This is a genomic window from Citrobacter sp. Cpo032, from assembly GCF_030332975.1.
GTDB lineage: Bacteria > Pseudomonadota > Gammaproteobacteria > Enterobacterales > Enterobacteriaceae > Citrobacter > Citrobacter portucalensis.
On record NZ_JAOWGU010000046.1, the window covers coordinates 41,097 to 61,221 of the forward strand.

The 20,125-nt window shown below is 54.6% G+C and carries 21 protein-coding genes; 11 read left to right on the plus strand and 10 right to left on the minus strand.

The window, feature by feature from the left end; translation table 11 throughout:
• Positions 1-94: 94 nt before the first annotated feature.
• The 7 genes from OGY33_RS15485 to hypA all read right to left on the minus strand — a co-directional run bounded on the left by OGY33_RS15485 (position 95) and on the right by hypA (position 6,604).
• Complete coding sequence (locus OGY33_RS15485) at positions 95-523, minus strand: TOBE domain-containing protein (RefSeq protein ID WP_003825890.1); 429 nt, start codon at positions 521-523, stop codon at positions 95-97.
• Between the two features lie 44 nt (positions 524-567).
• Positions 568-2,646 carry a formate hydrogenlyase transcriptional activator FlhA gene (gene flhA / locus OGY33_RS15490; protein WP_032944751.1) on the minus strand — a complete coding sequence of 693 codons (2,079 nt, stop codon included), beginning with the start codon at positions 2,644-2,646 and terminating at the stop codon, positions 568-570.
• 218 nt (positions 2,647-2,864) lie between these two features.
• Positions 2,865-3,875, minus strand: a complete 1,011-nt coding sequence (hypE, locus tag OGY33_RS15495; RefSeq protein WP_191238181.1) for a hydrogenase expression/formation protein HypE — start codon at positions 3,873-3,875, stop codon at positions 2,865-2,867.
• Positions 3,872-4,993 carry a hydrogenase formation protein HypD gene (gene hypD / locus OGY33_RS15500; RefSeq protein ID WP_191238182.1) on the minus strand — a complete coding sequence of 374 codons (1,122 nt, stop codon included), beginning with the start codon at positions 4,991-4,993 and terminating at the stop codon, positions 3,872-3,874. The genes hypE and hypD overlap by 4 nt, the downstream gene beginning before the upstream one ends.
• Positions 4,994-5,266 carry a hydrogenase 3 maturation protein HypC gene (hypC, locus tag OGY33_RS15505; RefSeq protein WP_191238183.1) on the minus strand — a complete coding sequence of 91 codons (273 nt, stop codon included), beginning with the start codon at positions 5,264-5,266 and terminating at the stop codon, positions 4,994-4,996.
• On the minus strand, positions 5,257-6,129 hold the full coding sequence (gene hypB, locus OGY33_RS15510) for a hydrogenase nickel incorporation protein HypB (protein WP_003037409.1): 873 nt from the start codon (positions 6,127-6,129) through the stop codon (positions 5,257-5,259). The genes hypC and hypB overlap by 10 nt, the downstream gene beginning before the upstream one ends.
• Positions 6,130-6,232: 103 nt before the next feature.
• Positions 6,233-6,604, minus strand: a complete 372-nt coding sequence (gene hypA, locus OGY33_RS15515; RefSeq protein WP_008785634.1) for a hydrogenase maturation nickel metallochaperone HypA — start codon at positions 6,602-6,604, stop codon at positions 6,233-6,235.
• 198 nt (positions 6,605-6,802) lie between these two features.
• Between hypA and hycA the strand changes: the two genes are divergently transcribed.
• From hycA to hycI, 9 genes are all read left to right on the plus strand, one after another.
• Positions 6,803-7,261 carry a formate hydrogenlyase regulator HycA gene (gene hycA, locus OGY33_RS15520; RefSeq protein ID WP_008785633.1) on the plus strand — a complete coding sequence of 153 codons (459 nt, stop codon included), beginning with the start codon at positions 6,803-6,805 and terminating at the stop codon, positions 7,259-7,261.
• Between the two features lie 143 nt (positions 7,262-7,404).
• The gene (hycB, locus tag OGY33_RS15525) at positions 7,405-8,016 is read left to right on the plus strand and encodes a formate hydrogenlyase subunit HycB (RefSeq protein WP_003825909.1); all 612 of its coding nucleotides are present in this window, start codon (positions 7,405-7,407) and stop codon (positions 8,014-8,016) included.
• A complete protein-coding gene (gene hycC, locus OGY33_RS15530) occupies positions 8,013-9,839 on the plus strand; it encodes a formate hydrogenlyase subunit 3 (protein ID WP_003825912.1) in 1,827 nt (608 codons plus the stop codon). The genes hycB and hycC overlap by 4 nt, the downstream gene beginning before the upstream one ends.
• A 2-nt stretch (positions 9,840-9,841) precedes the next feature.
• Positions 9,842-10,765 carry a respiratory chain complex I subunit 1 family protein gene (locus OGY33_RS15535; protein ID WP_003825914.1) on the plus strand — a complete coding sequence of 308 codons (924 nt, stop codon included), beginning with the start codon at positions 9,842-9,844 and terminating at the stop codon, positions 10,763-10,765.
• 17 nt (positions 10,766-10,782) lie between these two features.
• On the plus strand, positions 10,783-12,492 hold the full coding sequence (gene hycE / locus OGY33_RS15540; RefSeq protein ID WP_048215684.1) for a formate hydrogenlyase subunit HycE: 1,710 nt from the start codon (positions 10,783-10,785) through the stop codon (positions 12,490-12,492).
• A gap of 9 nt (positions 12,493-12,501) precedes the next feature.
• On the plus strand, positions 12,502-13,044 hold the full coding sequence (gene hycF / locus OGY33_RS15545; protein WP_038633082.1) for a formate hydrogenlyase subunit HycF: 543 nt from the start codon (positions 12,502-12,504) through the stop codon (positions 13,042-13,044).
• On the plus strand, positions 13,044-13,811 hold the full coding sequence (gene hycG / locus OGY33_RS15550) for a formate hydrogenlyase subunit HycG (protein WP_149607933.1): 768 nt from the start codon (positions 13,044-13,046) through the stop codon (positions 13,809-13,811). Before hycF ends, hycG begins: the two co-directional genes overlap by 1 nt.
• A complete protein-coding gene (locus tag OGY33_RS15555) occupies positions 13,808-14,218 on the plus strand; it encodes a formate hydrogenlyase maturation HycH family protein (RefSeq protein ID WP_003037385.1) in 411 nt (136 codons plus the stop codon). The genes hycG and OGY33_RS15555 overlap by 4 nt, the downstream gene beginning before the upstream one ends.
• Complete coding sequence (hycI, locus tag OGY33_RS15560; RefSeq protein ID WP_003037382.1) at positions 14,211-14,681, plus strand: hydrogenase maturation peptidase HycI; 471 nt, start codon at positions 14,211-14,213, stop codon at positions 14,679-14,681. Before OGY33_RS15555 ends, hycI begins: the two co-directional genes overlap by 8 nt.
• Positions 14,682-14,737: 56 nt before the next feature.
• Here the strand turns inward: hycI and OGY33_RS15565 are convergent, their stop codons facing one another.
• From OGY33_RS15565 to ascF, 3 genes are all read right to left on the minus strand, one after another.
• The gene (locus OGY33_RS15565) at positions 14,738-14,977 is read right to left on the minus strand and encodes a SymE family type I addiction module toxin (RefSeq protein WP_008785630.1); all 240 of its coding nucleotides are present in this window, start codon (positions 14,975-14,977) and stop codon (positions 14,738-14,740) included.
• A 172-nt stretch (positions 14,978-15,149) separates the two neighbouring features.
• On the minus strand, positions 15,150-16,574 hold the full coding sequence (locus OGY33_RS15570) for a 6-phospho-beta-glucosidase (RefSeq protein ID WP_191238184.1): 1,425 nt from the start codon (positions 16,572-16,574) through the stop codon (positions 15,150-15,152).
• 22 nt (positions 16,575-16,596) lie between these two features.
• Positions 16,597-18,051 carry a PTS cellobiose/arbutin/salicin transporter subunit IIBC gene (ascF, locus tag OGY33_RS15575; RefSeq protein ID WP_032944740.1) on the minus strand — a complete coding sequence of 485 codons (1,455 nt, stop codon included), beginning with the start codon at positions 18,049-18,051 and terminating at the stop codon, positions 16,597-16,599.
• Between the two features lie 264 nt (positions 18,052-18,315).
• Between ascF and OGY33_RS15580 the strand changes: the two genes are divergently transcribed.
• Both OGY33_RS15580 and hydN read left to right on the plus strand, forming a co-directional pair.
• Positions 18,316-19,329 (plus strand): LacI family DNA-binding transcriptional regulator, encoded by a 1,014-nt coding sequence (locus tag OGY33_RS15580; protein ID WP_048215688.1) that lies wholly within the window; start codon positions 18,316-18,318, stop codon positions 19,327-19,329.
• A 145-nt stretch (positions 19,330-19,474) separates the two neighbouring features.
• Positions 19,475-20,020 carry an electron transport protein HydN gene (hydN, locus tag OGY33_RS15585; RefSeq protein WP_032944734.1) on the plus strand — a complete coding sequence of 182 codons (546 nt, stop codon included), beginning with the start codon at positions 19,475-19,477 and terminating at the stop codon, positions 20,018-20,020.
• Positions 20,021-20,125 lie beyond the last annotated feature (105 nt).

The window sequence follows — 20,125 nt, forward strand, 5'->3', positions numbered from 1 at the left end:
CCTTATCTGGCCTACGAGAATAAGTGCATCTGTCGCGTAGGCCCGATGCGCATTGCGCCATCGGGCAACTTAGCCATGTGGTGATGAATGGCGACTACGCTTTGGTGGCAATCAGAATAGCTGAGGCTTTGATCAGCGCAACAACACGGCTTCCCTGACTCAGTTTCATCTCTTGCTGACTTTCGTTGGTGACGACGGCAACAATCTCGAAGCCTGCGTCAGTTTTGATATGTACCGTGGCGTTGACTGCGCCTTCTGTGACCTGGGAAACACTGCCAGCAAACTGGTTGCGGGCAGAGAACTTCAGACCACAGTCTTCAGTTGCCAGCGTCACCCATGGCGCTTTAATCAGGGCAATTGCTTCTTTCCCTTTCGCCAGACCCAGCGCCTGCTGGCTGCTATGGGTTACAATCGCGACCAGTTTTGCGCCGCCAGCCAGCGTCAGTTCAACTTCATCATTCACTGCGCCCGTAGCGACTGCGCTCACCGTACCGGTTAATTGATTACGTGCTGATACCGCCATACTGCCTCCTTTCGTTGAGATATCACCCAGTATAGCCACACTGGCTAAACCAGTGCATCCTTATCAATGCCTAATCTCTTCATGCGTGAGAGTAACGTTGTACGTTTCAGCCCCAGCCTTTGTGCCGCGCCTTTGGGACCGGCAACCACCCCGTTGGTTTCTTTCAGTACGCGCATAATCAACTGGTATTCATCTTCACCGTCCTGCGCGACTTCGGTTGCCACCGGAGGCGTAGACGGCGTCAAAGGGGCAATATCCGGAAGGGATAGTTGCAGCACGTTGCCCCGGGTAAGCAGAACCGCACGTTCTACCACGTTTTCCAGCTCACGCACGTTACCCGGCCATTCCATACAGCTCAGCGTGCGCAGAGCCTCGGCGGGAATACTGTCGATATTGCGTCCCATCCGACGAGCAATTTTAAAGGTGAAGGCTTTTACCAGCAGCGGAATATCTTCCGGGCGCTCACGCAGCGGCGGCAGATGGATCGGGAAGACGTTCAGTCGGTAATACAGATCGTTACGAAATTCGCGATCGGCAACCATCTTCTTCAGATCGCGGTTGGTGGCGGCGATCAAACGGACATCGGTCTGGATCAGCTTATTACTGCCCAGACGTTCAAATTCCTGCTCTTGCAGAACCCGCAGTAGCTTAGGCTGAAGCTCCAGCGGCATATCGCCCACTTCATCGAGGAACAGCGAACTTTTATCTGCCAGCTCGAAACGACCAATCCGCTGCGTGCTGGCACCGGTAAACGCGCCACGCTCATGACCAAACAGATCGCTTTCCAGTAATCCGGCAGGCATTGCCGCGCAGTTCATCTTCACCATCCGGCGGGCGTTACGTCCGCTCAGGTTGTGAATGGCTCGTGCGATCAGCTCTTTACCCGTTCCGGTCTCACCCAGAATCAAGACGGTGCTGTCGCTTTGCGCCACCATTTCGACCTGCTTGAGTACGCTGTACATCGCTTCGCTGCGACCAATGATTTCGCCGAACTCACTCTCTACGTTGTTGAGTTGTTCAGTCAACGCCAGGTTTTCATCGACCAGACGTTCCTTCAGGCGGTGAATTTCCTGGTAGGCTAGCGCGTTATCCACGGCAATTGCCACACGCTCGGCAATCTGGCGCAATAGCTTGAGGTTGGCGGTAGTGAAAACTTTCTCTTCGCACTGTGCCAGCTTGAGTACGCCGAGCATAGTATTGCCGGACATCAGCGGTAGCAGACACAAGGTTTGTAGCTGGTTGCCCCAGGTTTCGAACAGCATGCGTTCGTAAGGGGCAAGGATGTCACGTTCGCTCAGGTTGATCAGCAGCATCTCTTTGCTTTTGAAGACCCGTTCAGAGAGCGTTCCCGCTTCGTCCACTTCACTCTGTTCGTGTGCCGGATGATGTTCATCCAGATAGTGAGTGGAATAGATACTGAGTTTATTTTTGCGATCGCTGCGTAACACGATGCTGATGGCATCGATGTCGAAGTAGTGGTGGATCTCTTTGGCGACTTCGCTGACCAGCTCATCAATATCCAGTCGGGAGAGCACGGCATTGGTGATGGCGACCAGGATGCGAAAGTTGTCACGCTCACGACACAGCAGATCGTAATCGACGTTGTTGCTGACTCTGCTTTGAATTTGTTCAGCAACGACGCCGACTATCTGAGTGAAGGTCTGTAGACGGTTATATTCTTTTTCACTCCACGGACGGTCTTCGTTACGGATGAATTCGCAACCGCCAAAGATGCGCCCATCTGCCGCCAGTGGCAGCAGGCAGTAGTGGCCAAATTCAGAATATAGTCCACCTGAAGCCAATTGTGGCCATGTTTCCGTAAACTCATGATAGTTGCAGTGCAACGCATCAGGGCGAGACAAAATGCGGCGTACCGGACCATGTGCCAGCACCGTTTCGTCTTCATAATCGATGGGTTTACCATTTTCACGCGTTGCAAAATAACGCGCACGTTGCGTTTGTGCCTGCCATAAGACAATAGCCGCGCAGTCGGCCAGCGCTGAACGCTTGACCAGCTGCGAAAGCGCCTCGCTAAGAGACGGGAGATCGGGCTGCTGTAATAATGTACGAGTAATATCGAACAGGCCTTGCTGTCCGAGGTCACTCATCGGTGTATACGACATATTGCTTTTCCAGGGAAAGCACCGCAGAACGGTGCGAAAACGGTAAATGAATTATAGGTATAAGTCGTAAATTATTGCCGGATGGCTGACCGCAAACTCGCTGGTCACGCAATCCGTAGGCCTGATAAGCAAAGCGCCATCAGGCGTTATGCAGCGTTAATGCCGGATAGTGACGCAAATGCGTCTTATCCGGCCTACAGCATGCTGCCAACCGGCTGCTAGCATATACGAGGTAATGGTTCGGCGTGTGGTAAATCGAGGGTTCGTTTCACGCCGTAGAGTCCGGCAAGACGAACACCTTTGCGTTCGACCACTTCACCAATCATTGCAGCATCGCACCCTAACGGATGCGCGCGCAGCGCGGCAAGCACGGTTTCAGCGGCCTGGCGTTCAACGGCAATCACCAGTTTGCCTTCGTTAGCAAAGTTGAGCGCATCCAGACCCAGCAGCTCGCAAACGCCACGCACCGCAGGCTTCACGGGCAGGGCCGCTTCAGACAGCTCAATACCAAATCCACATGATGCGGCAAACTCATGCGTCACCGCATTCACGCCGCCACGGGTGGCGTCACGCAGCGCCTTCACGCCAGGAATATCACGCAGCGTCCGGATAAGAGGTGTTAACACCGCGCAGTCGCTGACCAGTTCGCCATCCAGACCCAATTGCTCGCGCAGATTAAGAATGGTTGCGCCGTGATCGCCAAGCGAACCACTGACCAGCAGCACATCACCCACGCCGAGAGTCTGTGCACCCCAGTGAATGTTGGCGGGAATTGCCCCCATTCCGGCAGTGTTAATGAACAGTTTGTCTGCTGCACCACGCTGCACGACTTTGGTATCGCCAGTCACGATGGCGATGCCTGCTTCGCGCGCGGTTGCTGCCATGCTGTTAACAACGGTTTTCAGTGTCTCCATCGGCAAACCCTCTTCGAGGATAAAACCGCAGGAGAGGTAGCGTGGAATAGCTCCGCTGACCGCGACATCGTTAGCCGTACCACAGATGGCCAGCTTGCCGATATTGCCGCCGGGGAAGAACAACGGATCGATAACGTAGCTGTCAGTTGAAAACGCCAGACGGTCGCCTTCTGCCACCAGTTGTGCCAGTTCCAGACGCGCTTGATCTTCTTGTTCCGCCAGCCACGGATTCGCGAAAGCCTCCATAAACAGACTGTTGATCAACTGCTGCATAGCCTGACCGCCGCTACCGTGGGCGAGTTGTACGCTGCTCATGCTTCACACTCCTGCTGACGATACTGATACCAGGCGGCACATGCGCCTTCTGAGGAGACCATCAGGGCGCCAAACGCGGTCTCCGGGTTACACGTTTTGCCAAATAACGGGCACTGATGTGGTTTACATCTGCCCGTCAGCACTTCCCCACAACGCGCGCGCGGATCGTCATATACCTGCTGCGGCGCTGGCTGGAAATGTGCTTCGGCATCAAAGCGATGATAGTCCGGCGTCAGGTGAACGCCAGAGGATTCGATAACGCCCAGACCGCGCCATTCGCTGTCACCATTGACGCAGAACACCTCGGCAATGGCCTGTTGCGCTAACGCGTTACCGGCATCCGGTACCACGCGGCGGTACTGGTTTTCTACCTGGCTTAGGGCTGCAATTTTCTGCTCAATTAACATCACTACGCCTTGCAGGAGATCAAGCGGTTCGAAACCGGCGACCACCAGCGGGCGATGGAAATCTGAAGCAATGAAGTTGTAGGCGTCGGTGCCAATCACCATGCTGACGTGGCCCGGCGCTAAAAAGGCGTCGATACCGTTGTCCGGCTGTTCCAGCAGGCTGCGCAGCGTAGGGATAAGCGTGATGTGCTGGCAGAAAAAGTAAAAGTTCTGCACGTCACGCTGCTTTGCCTGTTGCAGGGTGATAGCGGTCGTTGGCATTGTGGTTTCAAAACCCAGGCCAAAGAACACCACTTTACGCGTTGGGTTTTCCTGCGCCAGCTTCAGTGCATCCATCGGTGAGTAGACGATGCGGATATCCGCACCACGCGCCTTGGCTTGCAGTAGGGAGCCTTGCTTACCCGGGACGCGCATAGCGTCGCCAAAGGTGCAGAAAATTACTTCTGGATGGCTGGCAATTTCTACACAGCTGTCGATTCTGCCCATCGGCAGAACGCAAACCGGGCAACCCGGACCATGAATAAACTCCACGTTTTCCGGTAGCAACTGGTCTAGCCCGAATTTGAAGATAGCGTGGGTATGACCACCACAAACTTCCATGATCCGCAGCGGGCGTTCGGCCGTGTAGGAGAGGTGGGCGGCACGTTCACACAGGTGCTCTATCAACTGCATCACCTGTTCTGGTGCGCGGTATTCGTCAACAAAACGCATTTATTTTTCCTCGCCGTACAGCAACGCGCCGACATCCGGCTCAACGTCAAACATGTTTTGCAGCGCGTCGAGCGTATCGCGCGCTTCAGCTTCATTAATGATGCTCATAGCAAAACCGACGTGGACCAGTACCCACTGGCCGAGACGCGGTTGGCCATGTTCATTACAGCTACCGACCAGCGTCAGGTCGACGTCGCGCTGAATACCGCAAACGTCGACTTTGGCCTGGTTGCCATCAATGGTGCGGATTTGACCCGGAACACCTATGCACATCGCTGCGTCTCCAGCCAGGAGAGCCATTGATCCATCCCTTCACCACTGGTGGCGGAAATTAGGATAATCTCAATCCCCGGGTTCACTTCCCGGGCGCTGGCAATGCATTTTTCAACGTCAAAATTGAGGTACGGCAGTAGATCCACTTTGTTGAGCAGCATCAGCGATGCGGCGGCAAACATATGCGGGTATTTCAGCGGTTTGTCTTCACCTTCGGTTACTGAAAGCACGGCCACTTTATGGCGCTCGCCGAGGTCGAAGCTGGCCGGGCAGACCAGGTTGCCGACGTTTTCAATGAACAGAATACCGTTATCGTCAAGCGGCAAACGCGGCGCGGCGTCAGCAATCATTTGTGCGTCAAGGTGGCAACCTTTACCGGTGTTGACCTGAATGGCGGGCGTGCCTGTGGCGCGAATACGGGCGGCATCGTTCACCGTCTGCTGGTCACCTTCGATAACGGCGCACGGCACGCTATCTTTCAGCTTCATCAGCGTTTCGGTCAGCAGGGTAGTTTTACCAGAGCCCGGGCTTGAAACAAGGTTCAGCACCAGATGCTGACGGGCCGCAAAGCGGGCACGGTTGCGCTCGGCGAGGCGGTTGTTTTTGTCCAGTACGTCAATTTCCACTTCCAGCATACGGCGTTGGCTCATACCTGGTGCGTGGGTTCCGGCCTCACCGTGACCGTAGTGCAAATCGCCTTCTTCGGTCTGGCTCGGTGTGAAATTTGAGGTCTTCACACCGGTAATATTCAGCGCCGGACGAGCCGCCGGGGCAAATGGCGCGCTGCGAAACGCCGAGTGGGGATTATGCTCATCACCCTCTATATATAGGTTGCCTTCAGCGCAACCACATGTCGTACACATCGCTCACTCCTGATCTTTTTACTTGCGATACATCTGTTGCCGGATGTCTACGTTGCCTTATCCGGCCTACAAACGAGCTCTTTCTGTAGGCTGGATAAGACGCTTAAGCGTCGCCATCCGGCGCTGGAGTTTCATCTATTTCAATACGTCGAATCTGTAAGCCGTCATCGGCCACAATTCTCAGCATATCGCTGTTGCATTGCGGACATCGGCGCACGCGTTGCGTCAGTAACGTGACGTATTGCTGACAAGATTCGCACCAACATTCGGCTTCTTGTTCTTCGAGGTGGAGTTTACAACCTTCTGCAAGGGTCCCGCGGCATACCAGATCAAAACAAAAGGAGAGAGCGCTGGTTTCTACGCAAGAAAATGCGCCAATTTTGAGCCAGACCCCAGTTACTCGCTTAGCACCGTGTTGCGTGGCCTGTTGTTCAATCAATTCCAGTGCCCGTTGGCAGAGGGTTATTTCGTGCATACCGCCTCCTGTGAAGTTGCCGTAGTAAAAGCAATAAGCATGCCAGGTTGATTTTTTTCATTCGTGACAATGACGACGATGACGAAATGACATGTCGTCACCCGCCTTTGATTTTTTATCTATATGAAAATTAAGTGATTTAATTTTGGCATGAAATGTGCTTAAGGCTGTTCATCTCTGCTAAACGGGTAACCTGACATGACTATTTGGGAAATAAGCGAAAAAGCCGATTACATCGCTGAACGGCATCGTCGCCTACAGGACCAGTGGCGTATTTACTGCAACTCGCTGGTTCAGGGGATCACCCTGTCAAAAGCGCGTTTGCATCATGCGATGAGCTGCGCACCGGACAAGGATCTTTGCTTCGTCCTTTTTGAACACTTCACTATCTACGTCACGCTGGCGGACGGCTTTAACAGCCATACCATCGAATACTACGTCGAAACGAAAGACGGTGATGATAAGCAGCTGATTGCACAGGCAGAATTGACTATCGACGGTAAGGTCGATGAGCGTATTAGCAACCGCGATCGCGAGCAGGTGCTGGAGCACTATCTCGAAAAAATCGCCACCGTCTACGACAGCCTGTACACCGCGGTTGAGAACAATATGCCGGTGAATTTAAGCCAGCTGGTTGAGGGACATAGCCCGGCTTAAGCCTCGGGTGCTGCCCACTTTGTCATGGTGCGGTCTACATACTGCGTCACGACGTTTTAGGGAATGGGCATGTCGAAAAATGTCGAAATGACATTTGGTAGACATGTTTTCGTCAAAAATGACTATCACCTGAGGAATGCCTGGTGAATCGTTTTGTAATTGCTGACTCCACTCTTTGTATTGGCTGCCACACCTGTGAAGCCGCCTGCTCAGAGACACATCGCCAGCATGGCCTGCAGTCAATGCCGCGCCTGAAAGTGATGTTAAATGAAAAAGAATCCGCGCCGCAGCTTTGCCACCAGTGTGAAGATGCGCCTTGCGCCACCGTGTGTCCGGTTAATGCCATTAACCGCGTTGATGGTGCCGTACAGCTGAACGAAAGCCTGTGCGTAAGCTGCAAACTGTGCGGGATCGCTTGTCCGTTTGGCGCGATAGAGTTTTCCGGTAGCCGTCCGCTACACATTCCGGCAAACGCCAATACGCCAAAAGCGCCTCCGGCTCCGCCAGCGCCTGCTCGCGTGAGTTCGCTGTTGGACTGGGTTCCTGGCGTTCGTGCCATCGCGGTGAAATGCGATCTGTGTAGTTTTGACGAGCAAGGTCCTGCCTGCGTGCGCATGTGTCCGACCAAAGCCCTGCATCTGGTGAGCAACATGGATATCGCCCGCGCCAGCAAACGTAAGCGTGAGCTGACTTTCAATACCGATTTCGGCGATCTCACCTTGTTTCAGCAGGCTCAGAGTGGGGATGCAAAATGAGCGCAATTTCACTGATTAACAGCGGCGTGGCCTGGTTTACAGCGGCTGCGGTTCTGGCATTTCTGTTTTCATTTCATAAATCGCTGAGCGGCTGGATTGCTGGGGTTGGCGGTGCGGTCGGCAGCCTGTGTACGGCAGCCGCGGGTTTTACCGTTCTGACTAATGCGCTGGCAGTGAGCGGCGTGATGCCGTTTATTGGTCACAGTCTGCAAATTACTCCGCTGAATGCTATCTGGCTGATTACACTGGGCCTGTGCGGCCTGTTTGTCAGCCTGTACAACATTGACTGGCATCGTCATCCGCAGGTGAAAGCTAACGGCCTGCTGGTGAATCTGCTGATGGCCGCGGCGGTATGTGCGGTGGTTGCCAGCAACCTTGGTACGCTGGTGGTGATGGCGGAAATCATGGCGCTGTGTGCCGTGTTCCTTACCGGATGCAGTAAAGAAGGCAAACTGTGGTTTGCGCTGGGGCGTATTGGTACGCTGCTGCTGGCGGTCGCCTGCTACCTGGTGTGGCAACGTTACGGCACTCTGGAGCTGCGTCTGCTAGACCTGCGCACCCAGGAGCTGCCGCTCGGGTCTGACATCTGGCTGCTGGGTGTGGCAGGTTTTGGCCTGCTGGCCGGGATTATTCCACTGCACGGTTGGGTGCCACAGGCACACGCCAATGCCAGCGCACCGGCTGCGGCGCTGTTCTCTACCGTCGTCATGAAGGTTGGTCTGCTGGGTATTCTCTCCCTGTCGCTGCTGGGCGGTAACGCGCCGCTGTGGTGGGGGATTACGCTGCTGGTGCTGGGCATGATCACCGCGTTTGTTGGCGGTCTGTATGCGCTGATGGAACACAACATCCAGCGCCTGCTGGCGTACCACACGCTGGAAAACATCGGCATTATTCTGCTGGGTCTGGGCGCTGGCGTGACCGGAATTTCCCTGAATCAACCGGCGCTGATTGCGCTGGGTTTGACCGGCGGTCTGTACCACCTGGTAAACCACAGCCTGTTCAAAAGCGTTCTGTTCCTGGGTGCAGGCAGCATCTGGTTCCGTACCGGTCATCGTGATATCGAAAAACTGGGCGGTATCGGTAAACGTATGCCGGTTATCTCGCTGGCGATGCTGGTTGGTCTGATGGCGATGGCCGCACTGCCGCCGCTGAACGGTTTTGCCGGTGAGTGGGTTATCTACCAATCCTTCTTTAAGCTTGGCAACAGCGGCGCGTTTGTCGGTAGCCTGTTAGGGCCGTTGCTGGCGGTAGGGCTGGCAATTACCGGCGCGCTGGCGGTGATGTGTATGGCGAAAGTCTATGGCGTTACGTTCCTTGGCGCACCGCGCACGAAGGAAGCTGAAAATGCCTGCTGCGCGCCAATCCTGATGGGAGTGAGCGTCGTCGCGCTGGCTATCTGCTGCGTGATTGGCGGCGTTGCTGCGCCGTGGCTGCTGCCGATGATCTCCTCCGCCGTTCCGCTGCCGTTGGAAACCGCGAACACCACCGTTTCTCAGCCAATGATCACGCTGCTGCTGATCGCGTGTCCGCTGCTGCCGTTCATCATCATGGCCATTTTCAAAGGCAATCGTCTGCCGTCGCGTTCACGCGGTGCGGCATGGGTGTGTGGTTACGATCACGAGCAGTCAATGGTGATTACCGCGCACGGTTTTGCCATGCCGGTGAAAGAAGCCTTTGCCCCAGTACTCAAACTGCGTAAATGGCTGAACCCGGTATCACTGGTTCCGGGCTGGCAGAATGCGGCTGCACCGGTGCTGTTCCGTCGCCTGGCACTGATTGAGCTGGCGGTGCTGGTGGTGATTGTGGTTTCTCGAGGAGCCTGAGAATGAGTGTTTTATATCCGTTAATTCAGGCGCTGGTGCTGTTTGCCGTTGCGCCGCTGCTGTCCGGTGTTACCCGCGTGGCGCGTGCGCGTTTGCACAATCGCCGCGGTCCGGGCGTTTTGCAGGAATACCGCGACATTATCAAACTGCTGGGCCGTCAGAGCATTGCGCCTGCGGATTCCAGCTGGGTTTTCCGCCTGACGCCGTTTGTGATGGTGGGCGTGATGCTGACTATCGCCACTGCGTTGCCGGTAGTGACCGTTGGCTCGCCGCTGCCACAACTTGGCGATCTGATCACCTTAATTTACCTGTTCGCCATCGCCCGTTTCTTCTTCTCTATCGCGGGACTGGATACCGGTAGCCCGTTTACCGCCATTGGCGCCAGCCGTGAAGCGATGCTCGGTGTGCTGGTTGAACCTATCCTGCTGCTGGGGCTGTGGGTAGCGGCACAGGTTGCGGGTTCAACCCATATCAGCAATATCGCCGATACCATTTACCACTGGCCTGCTGCGCGCAGCATCCCGCTGATTCTGGCACTGTGCGCCTGTGCTTTCGCCACCTTTATCGAAATGGGCAAACTGCCGTTCGATCTGGCGGAAGCAGAGCAGGAGCTGCAGGAAGGTCCATTGACTGAATACAGCGGCAGCGGTTTTGCCGTGCTGAAGTGGGGCATTAGCCTCAAACAGCTGGTCGTTCTGCAAATGTTCGTTGGCGTGTTCCTGCCGTGGGGACAGATGGAAACCTTCACCGCCGGTGGACTGCTGCTGGCGCTGGTGATTGCCGTCGTCAAGCTGGTCCTCGGCGTGCTGGTCATCGCCCTGTTCGAAAACAGCATGGCGCGTCTGCGTTTTTGCGCCACTTCACGCGTGACCTGGGCCGGTTTTGGGTTTGCGTTTTTAGCGTTCGTCTCCTTGCTGGTGGCGTGATTTAAGAGAGTTTGAGCATGTCTGAAGAAAAATTAGGTCAACAATATCTCGCTGCGCTGCATCAGGCCTTTCCGGGCGTGGTGCTGGATGAAGCCTGGCAGACTAAAGATCAGCTGACTATCACCGTCAAGGTGAACTACCTGCCGGAAGTGGTTGAGTTCCTGTACTACAAACAGGGTGGCTGGTTGTCCGTGCTGTTTGGTAACGACGAACGTCAGCTGTGCGGTCATTACGCCGTTTATTACGTGATGTCGATGGAGCAGGGCACCAAGTGCTGGATCACCGTCCGCGTTGAAGTCGATGCCAATAAACTGGAGTTCCCGTCCGTCACGCCGCGCGTTCCAGCAGCAGTCTGGGGCGAGCGTGAAGTGCGCGACATGTACGGTTTGATCCCGGTTGGTTTACCGGATGAGCGCCGTCTGGTGTTACCGGATGACTGGCCGGACGAACTCTATCCGCTGCGTAAAGACAGCATGGATTATCGTCAGCGCCCAGCGCCGACTACCGATGCTGAAACCTACGAGTTCATCAACGAACTGGGCGACAAGAAAAATAACGTGGTGCCGATTGGCCCGTTGCACGTCACCTCCGATGAACCCGGTCACTTCCGCCTGTTTGTTGACGGCGAGAACATCATCGACGCCGACTATCGTCTGTTCTATGTCCACCGCGGCATGGAGAAACTGGCGGAAACCCGTATGGGTTACAACGAAGTGACGTTCCTGTCGGACCGCGTGTGCGGCATCTGCGGTTTTGCCCACAGCACCGCCTATACCACCTCCGTAGAGAATGCGATGGGTATCGTGGTGCCGGAACGCGCGCAGATGATCCGCGCCATTCTGCTGGAAGTGGAGCGTTTGCACTCGCATCTGCTGAACCTCGGCCTGGCCTGTCACTTCACCGGTTTTGACTCCGGCTTTATGCAGTTCTTCCGCGTGCGTGAAACGTCGATGAAGATGGCGGAGATCCTCACCGGGGCGCGTAAAACTTACGGTATGAACCTGATCGGCGGTATCCGTCGTGACCTGCTGAAAGACGATATGATCCAGACCCGTCAACTGGCGCAGCAGATGCGTCGTGAGGTGCAGGAACTGGTCGATATGCTGCTCAGTACGCCGAACATGGAACAGCGTACCGTGGGTATTGGTCGTTTGGATCCAGAAATCGCTCGCGACTTTAGTAACGTCGGTCCGATGGTTCGCGCCAGCGGTCACGCGCGTGACACCCGCGCCGATCACCCGTTTGTAGGCTATGGCCTGCTGCCGATGGAAGTTCACAGCGAGCAGGGCTGCGACGTTATTTCTCGCCTGAAAGTCCGTATCAATGAAGTCTATACCGCACTGAACATGATCGACTTTGGTCTGGACAACCTGCCGGGCGGACCGCTGGCGGTGGAAGGCTTTACCTATATTCCTCACCGTTTCGCACTGGGCTTTGCTGAAGCGCCGCGCGGGGATGACATCCACTGGAGCATGACCGGCGATAACCAGAAACTCTATCGCTGGCGCTGCCGTGCGGCGACTTACGCCAACTGGCCGACGCTGCGCTACATGCTGCGTGGCAATACCGTTTCCGATGCCCCGCTGATTATCGGTAGCCTCGATCCTTGCTACTCCTGTACTGACCGTATGACTGTGGTCGATGTGCGTAAGAAGAAGAGCAAAGTCGTGCCGTACAAAGAACTTGAGCGCTACAGCATCGAGCGTAAAAACTCGCCGCTGAAATAAGGAATCGCCATGTTTACCTTTATCAAAAAAGTCATCAAAACCGGGGCGCCGACGTCGTCGTATCCGCTGGAGCCGATTGCGGTCGATAAAAATTTCCGCGGTAAACCCGAGCACAATCCGCAGCAGTGCATCGGCTGTGCGGCCTGTGTCAATGCGTGCCCGTCGAACGCTCTGACGGTAGAAACCGATCTGGTTACCAATGAGCTGGCGTGGCAGTTCAACCTTGGGCGCTGCATTTTCTGCGCCCGCTGCGAAGAAGTTTGCCCGACGGCGGCGATCAAGCTGTCGCAGGAATATGAGCTGGCGGTATGGAAGAAAGAAGATTTCCTGCAGCAGTCTCGCTTTTCGCTGTGTAACTGCCGCGTCTGTAACCGCCCGTTCGCGGTACAAAAAGAGATTGATTACGCCATTGCGCTGCTTAAGCACAACGGTGATAGCCGCGCGGAAAACCACCGTGAAAGCTTTGAGACCTGCCCGGATTGTAAGCGCCAGAAATGCCTGGTGCCGTCTGACCGTATTGAACTGACTCGCCATATGAAAGAGGCCAGCTGATGAGCAATTTATTAGGCCCACGTGACGCCAACGGTATTCCGGTACCGATGACGGTGGATGAATCCATTGCCAGCATGAAAGCATCGCTGCTGAAAAGCATCAAGCGTTCAGCGTATGTTTACCGCGTGGACTGCGGCGGCTGCAACGGCTGCGAAATCGAAATTTTCGCCACGCTCTCTCCGCTGTTTGATGCCGAACGTTTTGGCATCAAAGTCGTACCGTCACCGCGCCATGCGGATATTCTGCTGTTTACCGGCGCGGTAACCCGTGCCATGCGCTCTCCGGCGCTGCGTGCCTGGCAGTCTGCGCCAGATCCGAAAATTTGTATCTCTTACGGTGCTTGTGGGAACAGCGGCGGTATCTTCCACGATTTATACTGCGTATGGGGCGGCACGGACAAAATCGTACCGGTGGACGTGTATATTCCAGGTTGTCCGCCGACGCCTGCGGCAACGCTGTATGGTTTTGCCATGGCGCTGGGTCTGCTGGAGCAAAAAATTCACGCGCGTGCGCCGGGTGAACTGGACGAACAGCCGGCGGAAATTCTGCATCCGGATATGGTTCAGCCGCTGCGCGTCAAGGTAGACCGCGAGGCTCGCCGTCTGGCGGGATACCGCTATGGTCGCCAGATTGCTGATGACTATATGACGCAGTTAGGGCAGGGCGAGCATCAAGTGGCGCGCTGGTTGGAAGCGGAAAACGATCCGCGTCTGACCGAGATCGTCGCGCATCTTAACCATGTTGTCGAAGAGGCGCGTATCCGATGAGTGAAACGGTGGTGTTCAGTCAACTGAGCCGTAAATTTATTGATGAGAACGATGCGACGCCCGCTGAGGCGCAGCAGGTTGTCTATTACAGCCTGGCGATTGGTCACCACCTTGGGATCATCGATTGCCTGGAAGCGGCGTTAACTTGTCCATGGGACGAATATTTGGCATGGATTGCTACCCTTGCAGAGGGAAGCGAAGCCCGCCGGAAAATGGAAGGCGTGCCGAAATACGGCGAGATCGTTATCGATTTCAACCATGTACAAATGCTGGCGCGCGCGTTCGATGATGCGCGTGCCGTGCAGACTCCTCAGCAGCAGGAGTGGAGCAAGCTGATGCTTAGCATGCTGCACGACATACACCAGGAAAGCGCCATCTATCTGATGGTGAGGAGACACCGTGACTGACGTTTTATTATGTGTGGGTAACAGCATGATGGGCGATGACGGCGCGGGCCCGCTGCTGGCTGAAATGTGTGCTGCAAATCCTCAAGGCAACTGGGTTGTCATCGACGGCGGTAGCGCGCCGGAGAACGATATTGTCGCCATCCGTGAACTGCGTCCGCAGCGTTTGTTGATTGTTGATGCCACCGATATGGGGTTGAACCCCGGTGAAATCCGCATTATCGATCCCGATGACATTGCCGAGATGTTCATGATGACCACCCACAACATGCCGCTGAACTACCTGGTAGATCAGCTGAAAGACGATGTTGGTGAGGTAATTTTCCTCGGCATTCAACCGGACATCGTCGGTTTTTACTACCCGATGACACAGCCGATCAAAGATGCTGTTGATACCGTCTATCAGCGATTAGCCGGTTGGGAAGGACACGGTGGATTCTCCGAGCTGGAAGCACCAGAAGAGTAAACCGTATCAGTGCCGGATGTGAACGACATCCGGCCTGTTTTCCCAGTGTATCCTCGTCATTCAATTGCCTGCTCAATAATTAATTTCCCCTGCATCACTGATACATTCACTGCTGTACCGGTCGGAAATCCAGCTTGTTCCAGCCAGTCGCCGTTCAGCGTGAGTGAGGCGTGACGACTGATTCGTCGCGTATAACCCGTTTTTGGATCTTCATGGCGTTTTCTGACATAGCTGACTTTCAAGCGACGTACCGGTTTGGTGATTGCCACCGCTGTTTTGCCCTTTTTATCAAACATGCACGCTTCCTTGTGGTGAACGGCCTGGATTAAAAACTACTGAATAAAATGCCAGTAAAAAAGGGGGAGGGCAAACCTGAAACTGGAAGGACGATTCCAAATCTGGAATGTAATAAATGAAATGAAAATAAGCACTTCTGCCGGAAGGCTGTAACCCCCTCCGGCAGATTCGTCATGCCAGATCGGCACCGTTACTGGCGATGACTTTTTTGTACCACCAGAATGATTTCTTGCGTGTACGTGCCAGCGTGCCGTTGCCCGCGTCATCGCGGTCCACATAGACAAAACCGTAGCGTTTGCTCATCTCACCGGTTGAGGCAGAAACCAGATCGATACAGCCCCAGGTGGTGTAACCCATCAGCGGCACGCCATCTTCAATCGCGTCTGCCATGGCGCGAATATGTTCGCGTAAATAGCTGATGCGATAGTCGTCATTGATCTCACCGTTAGCATCGATTTCATCTTTCGCTCCCAGCCCGTTTTCCACCAGAAACAGCGGTTTCTGGTAGCGGTCATACATCATATTCATGGTGATGCGCAGGCCGAGCGGATCGATTCCCCAGCCCCATTCACTGGCGGCAATGTACGGATTACGCAGCGACTTCACCACGTTGGCAGCGCAGGTATTGCCCGTGTTCATTTCAGCGGAGGCGCAGCGCGATGCGTAATAGCTGAAAGAGACGAAATCGACGGTGTTTTTCAGGATGTCGTCGTCTTCCGGGGCTTTTTCGATTACCACGCCTTTTTCGCGAAACACGCGGGCAGAGTAAGCCGGGTAGGCCCCGCGCGCCTGCACATCAATAAAGAACAGGTTTTCACGGTCTTTTTCCAGTGCGGTCCACACATCTTCCGGCTTACACGAGTAAGGATAAAAATTACCGCCAGCCAGCATACAACCGACCTGGTTTTGCGGATTAATTTCATGGGCTATTTTAGTCGCCAGGGCGCTGGCTATCAGTTCGTGGTGAGCGGACTGATATTTCACCTGATCCTGATTTTCACCTTCTTCAAATACCAGCCCGGCGCCTGAAAAGGGGCTGTGCAGCATAATGTTGATTTCGTTGAACGTCAGCCAGTACTTCACCAGACCGTCAAAGGCCTCGAAGCAGGTACGGGCGTAGCGGGTAAAGAACTCCACCATTTTGCGGTTACGCCAGGAGCCGTACTCGGTGACCAGATGCATAGGCACATCGAAGTGACACAGCGTGACTAATGGCTCAATACCGTATTTTTTACACTCGGCAAACACGGCCCGATAAAACGCGATTCCGTCTTCATTCGGCGTCAGCTCGTCGCCGTTAGGGTAGAGGCGGCTCCAGGCAATGGAAGTACGAAAAACCGTAAACCCCATTTCCGCCATCAGCGCGATATCTTCTTTATAGCGATGATAAAAGTCGATCGCCTGATGGCTGGGATAAAATTCGTCATCCTGCAGCGTAAAGCGCTTTTCCTGACCCAGTTTGACGGGCATGCGGTGTGTGCCGTGGGGGATCATATCGACGGTAGTCAGCCCTTTGCCGCCTTCCCGGTATGCCCCTTCAGACTGGTTGGCGGCCAGTGCGCCGCCCCATAAAAATCCTTGCGGAAAAACAGACATAATTAACCTCAGTTCATACCAGTCAAATGCTGGCTCCATTGATATTGCCCGGTTGTGCGGCCTGGTTTTTTCTGGCCTGCGCGGCTGCATCTTCGACAGGAATATCTTCAAAGCCGAGAATCAGCGTTAGTACAAAAGAAAGCACTACCGCCAGTGCCATCACGCCAAATACCCAAACGATGGTCATCGGATTGGCCGGATCGAAAAACTGGACGCTGGTGAACAGACCTGGAGCCGCCATGGAGTGGCTTGCAAGCCCGGCCATTCCAGCAACAGCACCGCAGATAAAACCGCTGATAAGGCTCGCAATCAGCGGACGTTTCAAGCGGATTGCCACGCCATATAGCGCGGGTTCGGAAATGCCCGCCATGATGGCTGAGGCGGCAGCTGCTAACGCAGTCTGGCGCAGCTCCGGGTTTTTGGTTTTCCATGCCACTGCCAGCGATGAACCACCTAACGACAAATTGGCGCCAATTTCCGATGGCATTACCATGCCTTCTTTTCCGGTTTCGGCAATCGTCTGAATAATGGTTGGCGTAAAGACACGGTGCATACCGGTCATTACCAGCAGCGGCCACAGCGCGCCCATAATGGCCACTGACAGCCAGCCGAGATAGCCGTGGATGGTATAGACCAGCGCTGAAATCGCGCTACCGATCCAGATACCGATCGGGCCAATGATGACGATGGCGAGCGGGGCAGCGATCAGCACGATCAGCATCGGTTTGAGGAAGTTTTTGGTCACCGCCGGAGTTATACGATCGACCCAGCGTTCGATGTATGACAAGCACCAGGTCATGACCAGCGCCGGGATCACCGTGTAGGTGTATTTTACCGCCGTCACTGGGATCAGGGCAAACTCAACGTGCTCACCCTGCGCGGCTTTTGCCATCAGATCGATAAAGCTGGGATGGACCAGCACACCCGCAATAGCAATTGCCAGCGACATGTTGGTTTTGAATTTAATGGCTGCCGAAGCGGCGACCATCAGCGGCAGGAAGAAAAATGCGCCGTCGCCGATAACGGTCAGAATGGTGAGGGTGGACGATCCTTTCACCAGCACGCCGGTCATTTCCAGAACCATTGCCAGCAGCTTGAGCATTGATCCACCGATAATTGCCGGGATCAGCGGTGACATCGTGCCGATCAGCGCATCAAGGATCCCCGCGCCAATTCGCTTCAGCGTCAGTCGGGGTTTGATTTGCGGCTCAGCAGGCTGCATGTTGGCAGGCAACAGGCTGACCACTTCACGATACGCCTGCGAAACGGTGTTGCCGATAATCACCTGACATTGGTTCTCGTTGCGCACCACGCCCAGCACGCCAGTGAGGGTTTTCAGCGTCGCGCTGTCGACCTGCGAGTCATCTTTGATAACGAAACGCAAACGGGTCATACAGTGGGTCACTGCTGTGATGTTGTCGACGCCTCCCAGAGCCGTCACAACGGAGCGCGCCAGCGCTGCATAATTCTTGGACATCGGATTTAATCCTGTTTTATCAGTAGAGTACGTTATTTTTTATCCGTTTACGTGGGTCGCTTTTCTGGGTTGATGAAACGCAGATAGGAAACCGGTTCCACAAAATCATGTTTAAATTGTATTAACTGATCAAGATTTAATTTTGATCAATTTTTGTAATTGTGACTCCGATCACCAGATGTCAGCGTCTGCGATTTAGCAGCAAGGACAGCGGCAAAACGGTGCAGTACACTGCGTCACATTGAGAGAAAAGGGATGAGTAATATGACCACGATGCTGGAGGTGGCGAAGCGTGCCGGAGTGTCGAAAGCGACGGTTTCCCGGGTGCTTTCCGGAAACGGCTATGTCAGCCAGGAAACCAAAGACCGCGTGTTTCAGGCTATTGAAGAGAGTGGTTACCGCCCAAATTTGCTGGCGCGCAGTCTCGCGGCGAAAACCACGCAGACACTGGGTCTGGTGGTAACAAACACCCTTTATCACGGCGTCTATTTCAGCGAACTGCTGTTTCATACCGCGCGGATGGCGGAAGATAAAGGGCGCCAGCTGTTACTGGCTGACGGTAAGCATAGCGCTGAGGAAGAGCGCCAGGCGATCCAGTATCTGCTCGACCTGCGCTGTGACGCGATTATGATATATCCGCGTTTTCTCAGCGTGGATGAGATAGATGACATCATCGATGCCCACAGCCAGCCGATTATGGTGCTTAATCGACGCCTGCGGAAAAACAGTAGCCACAGCGTATGGTGCGATCAAAAGCAGACCAGCTTTAACGCCGTTACTCAGCTCATTGCCACCGGGCATAAAGAGATTGGTTTTATTACCGGCTCGATGGATTCGCCAACCGGCGTGGAGCGACTTTCAGGCTATAAAGACGCGCTGGCACATCATGGGATCGCGCTAAATAATGATCTGATTGTTAAAGGGAAATGGACGCCAGCCTGCGGCGCAGCGGGTGTGGATACTTTGCTCTCGCGCAAGGTCAATTTTACCGCATTGGTGGCCAGCAATGACGATATGGCGATCGGCGCGATGAAGCAGTTGCACGAGCATGGTGTGAGCGTTCCCGCACAGGTGTCGGTGATTGGCTTTGATGATATCGCCCTCGCGCCATACACTATTCCGGCGCTTTCCAGCGTTAAAATTCCGGTAACAGAAATGATTCAGGAAACGATTGGGCGTCTGATCTTTATGCTAGGTGACGGGGCGTTTACGCCGTCAAAGACCTTCACCGGTGAACTCATTGCGCGCGACTCAGTTGCGCCGCCCGTTTCGCGCTGACGGCTGTCATTTGTCATCGTCACTAGTGACGATGACACGCCCTTCTTGCGTTCTTCAGAATAAAATTCCTTTAATAACAGTAAATTAAATTCTGGCACGATTTGTGTATGCTTCGGCAGATATTCTGTCATTGCTGGAGAAATTGATGAACCGTTTCATCATTGCAGACGCCAATAAATGCATTGGTTGCCGTACCTGTGAAGTGGCCTGCGTGGTATCCCATCAGGATAACCAGGATTGCGCATCGCTGACCCCTGAAACCTTTTTACCCCGCATTCACGTCATCAAAGGCGTTAATGTCTCCACGGCGACGCTGTGCCGCCAGTGCGAAGACGCGCCGTGCGCTAACGTCTGTCCGAACGGTGCGATCAGCCGTGATAAAGGTTTTGTTCATGTAATGCAGGAACGTTGCATTGGCTGTAAAACCTGCGTTGTGGCTTGTCCTTACGGCGCAATGGAAGTGGTCGTGCGTCCGGTCGTGCGTAACAGCGGCGCAGGTCTGAACGTCCGTGCAGAAAAAGCTGAAGCCAATAAGTGCGACCTGTGCTACCACCGTGAGGCCGGTCCTGCCTGTATGGAAGTGTGCCCGACTCACGCGCTGATATATGTGGATCGCAATAAGCTTGAGCAACTGAGCGCGGAAAAACGTCGTCGTGCCGCGCTGGATTCCACCGCATCTTTGCTGTTCTGATAGCTGAAAATCCGCGTAAAATACGGTAGTACTTATGCCGGATGGCGGCTTTGCCTTATCCGGCCTACTGTTCGTATCCACGTAGGCCTGATAAGCGTAGCGCCA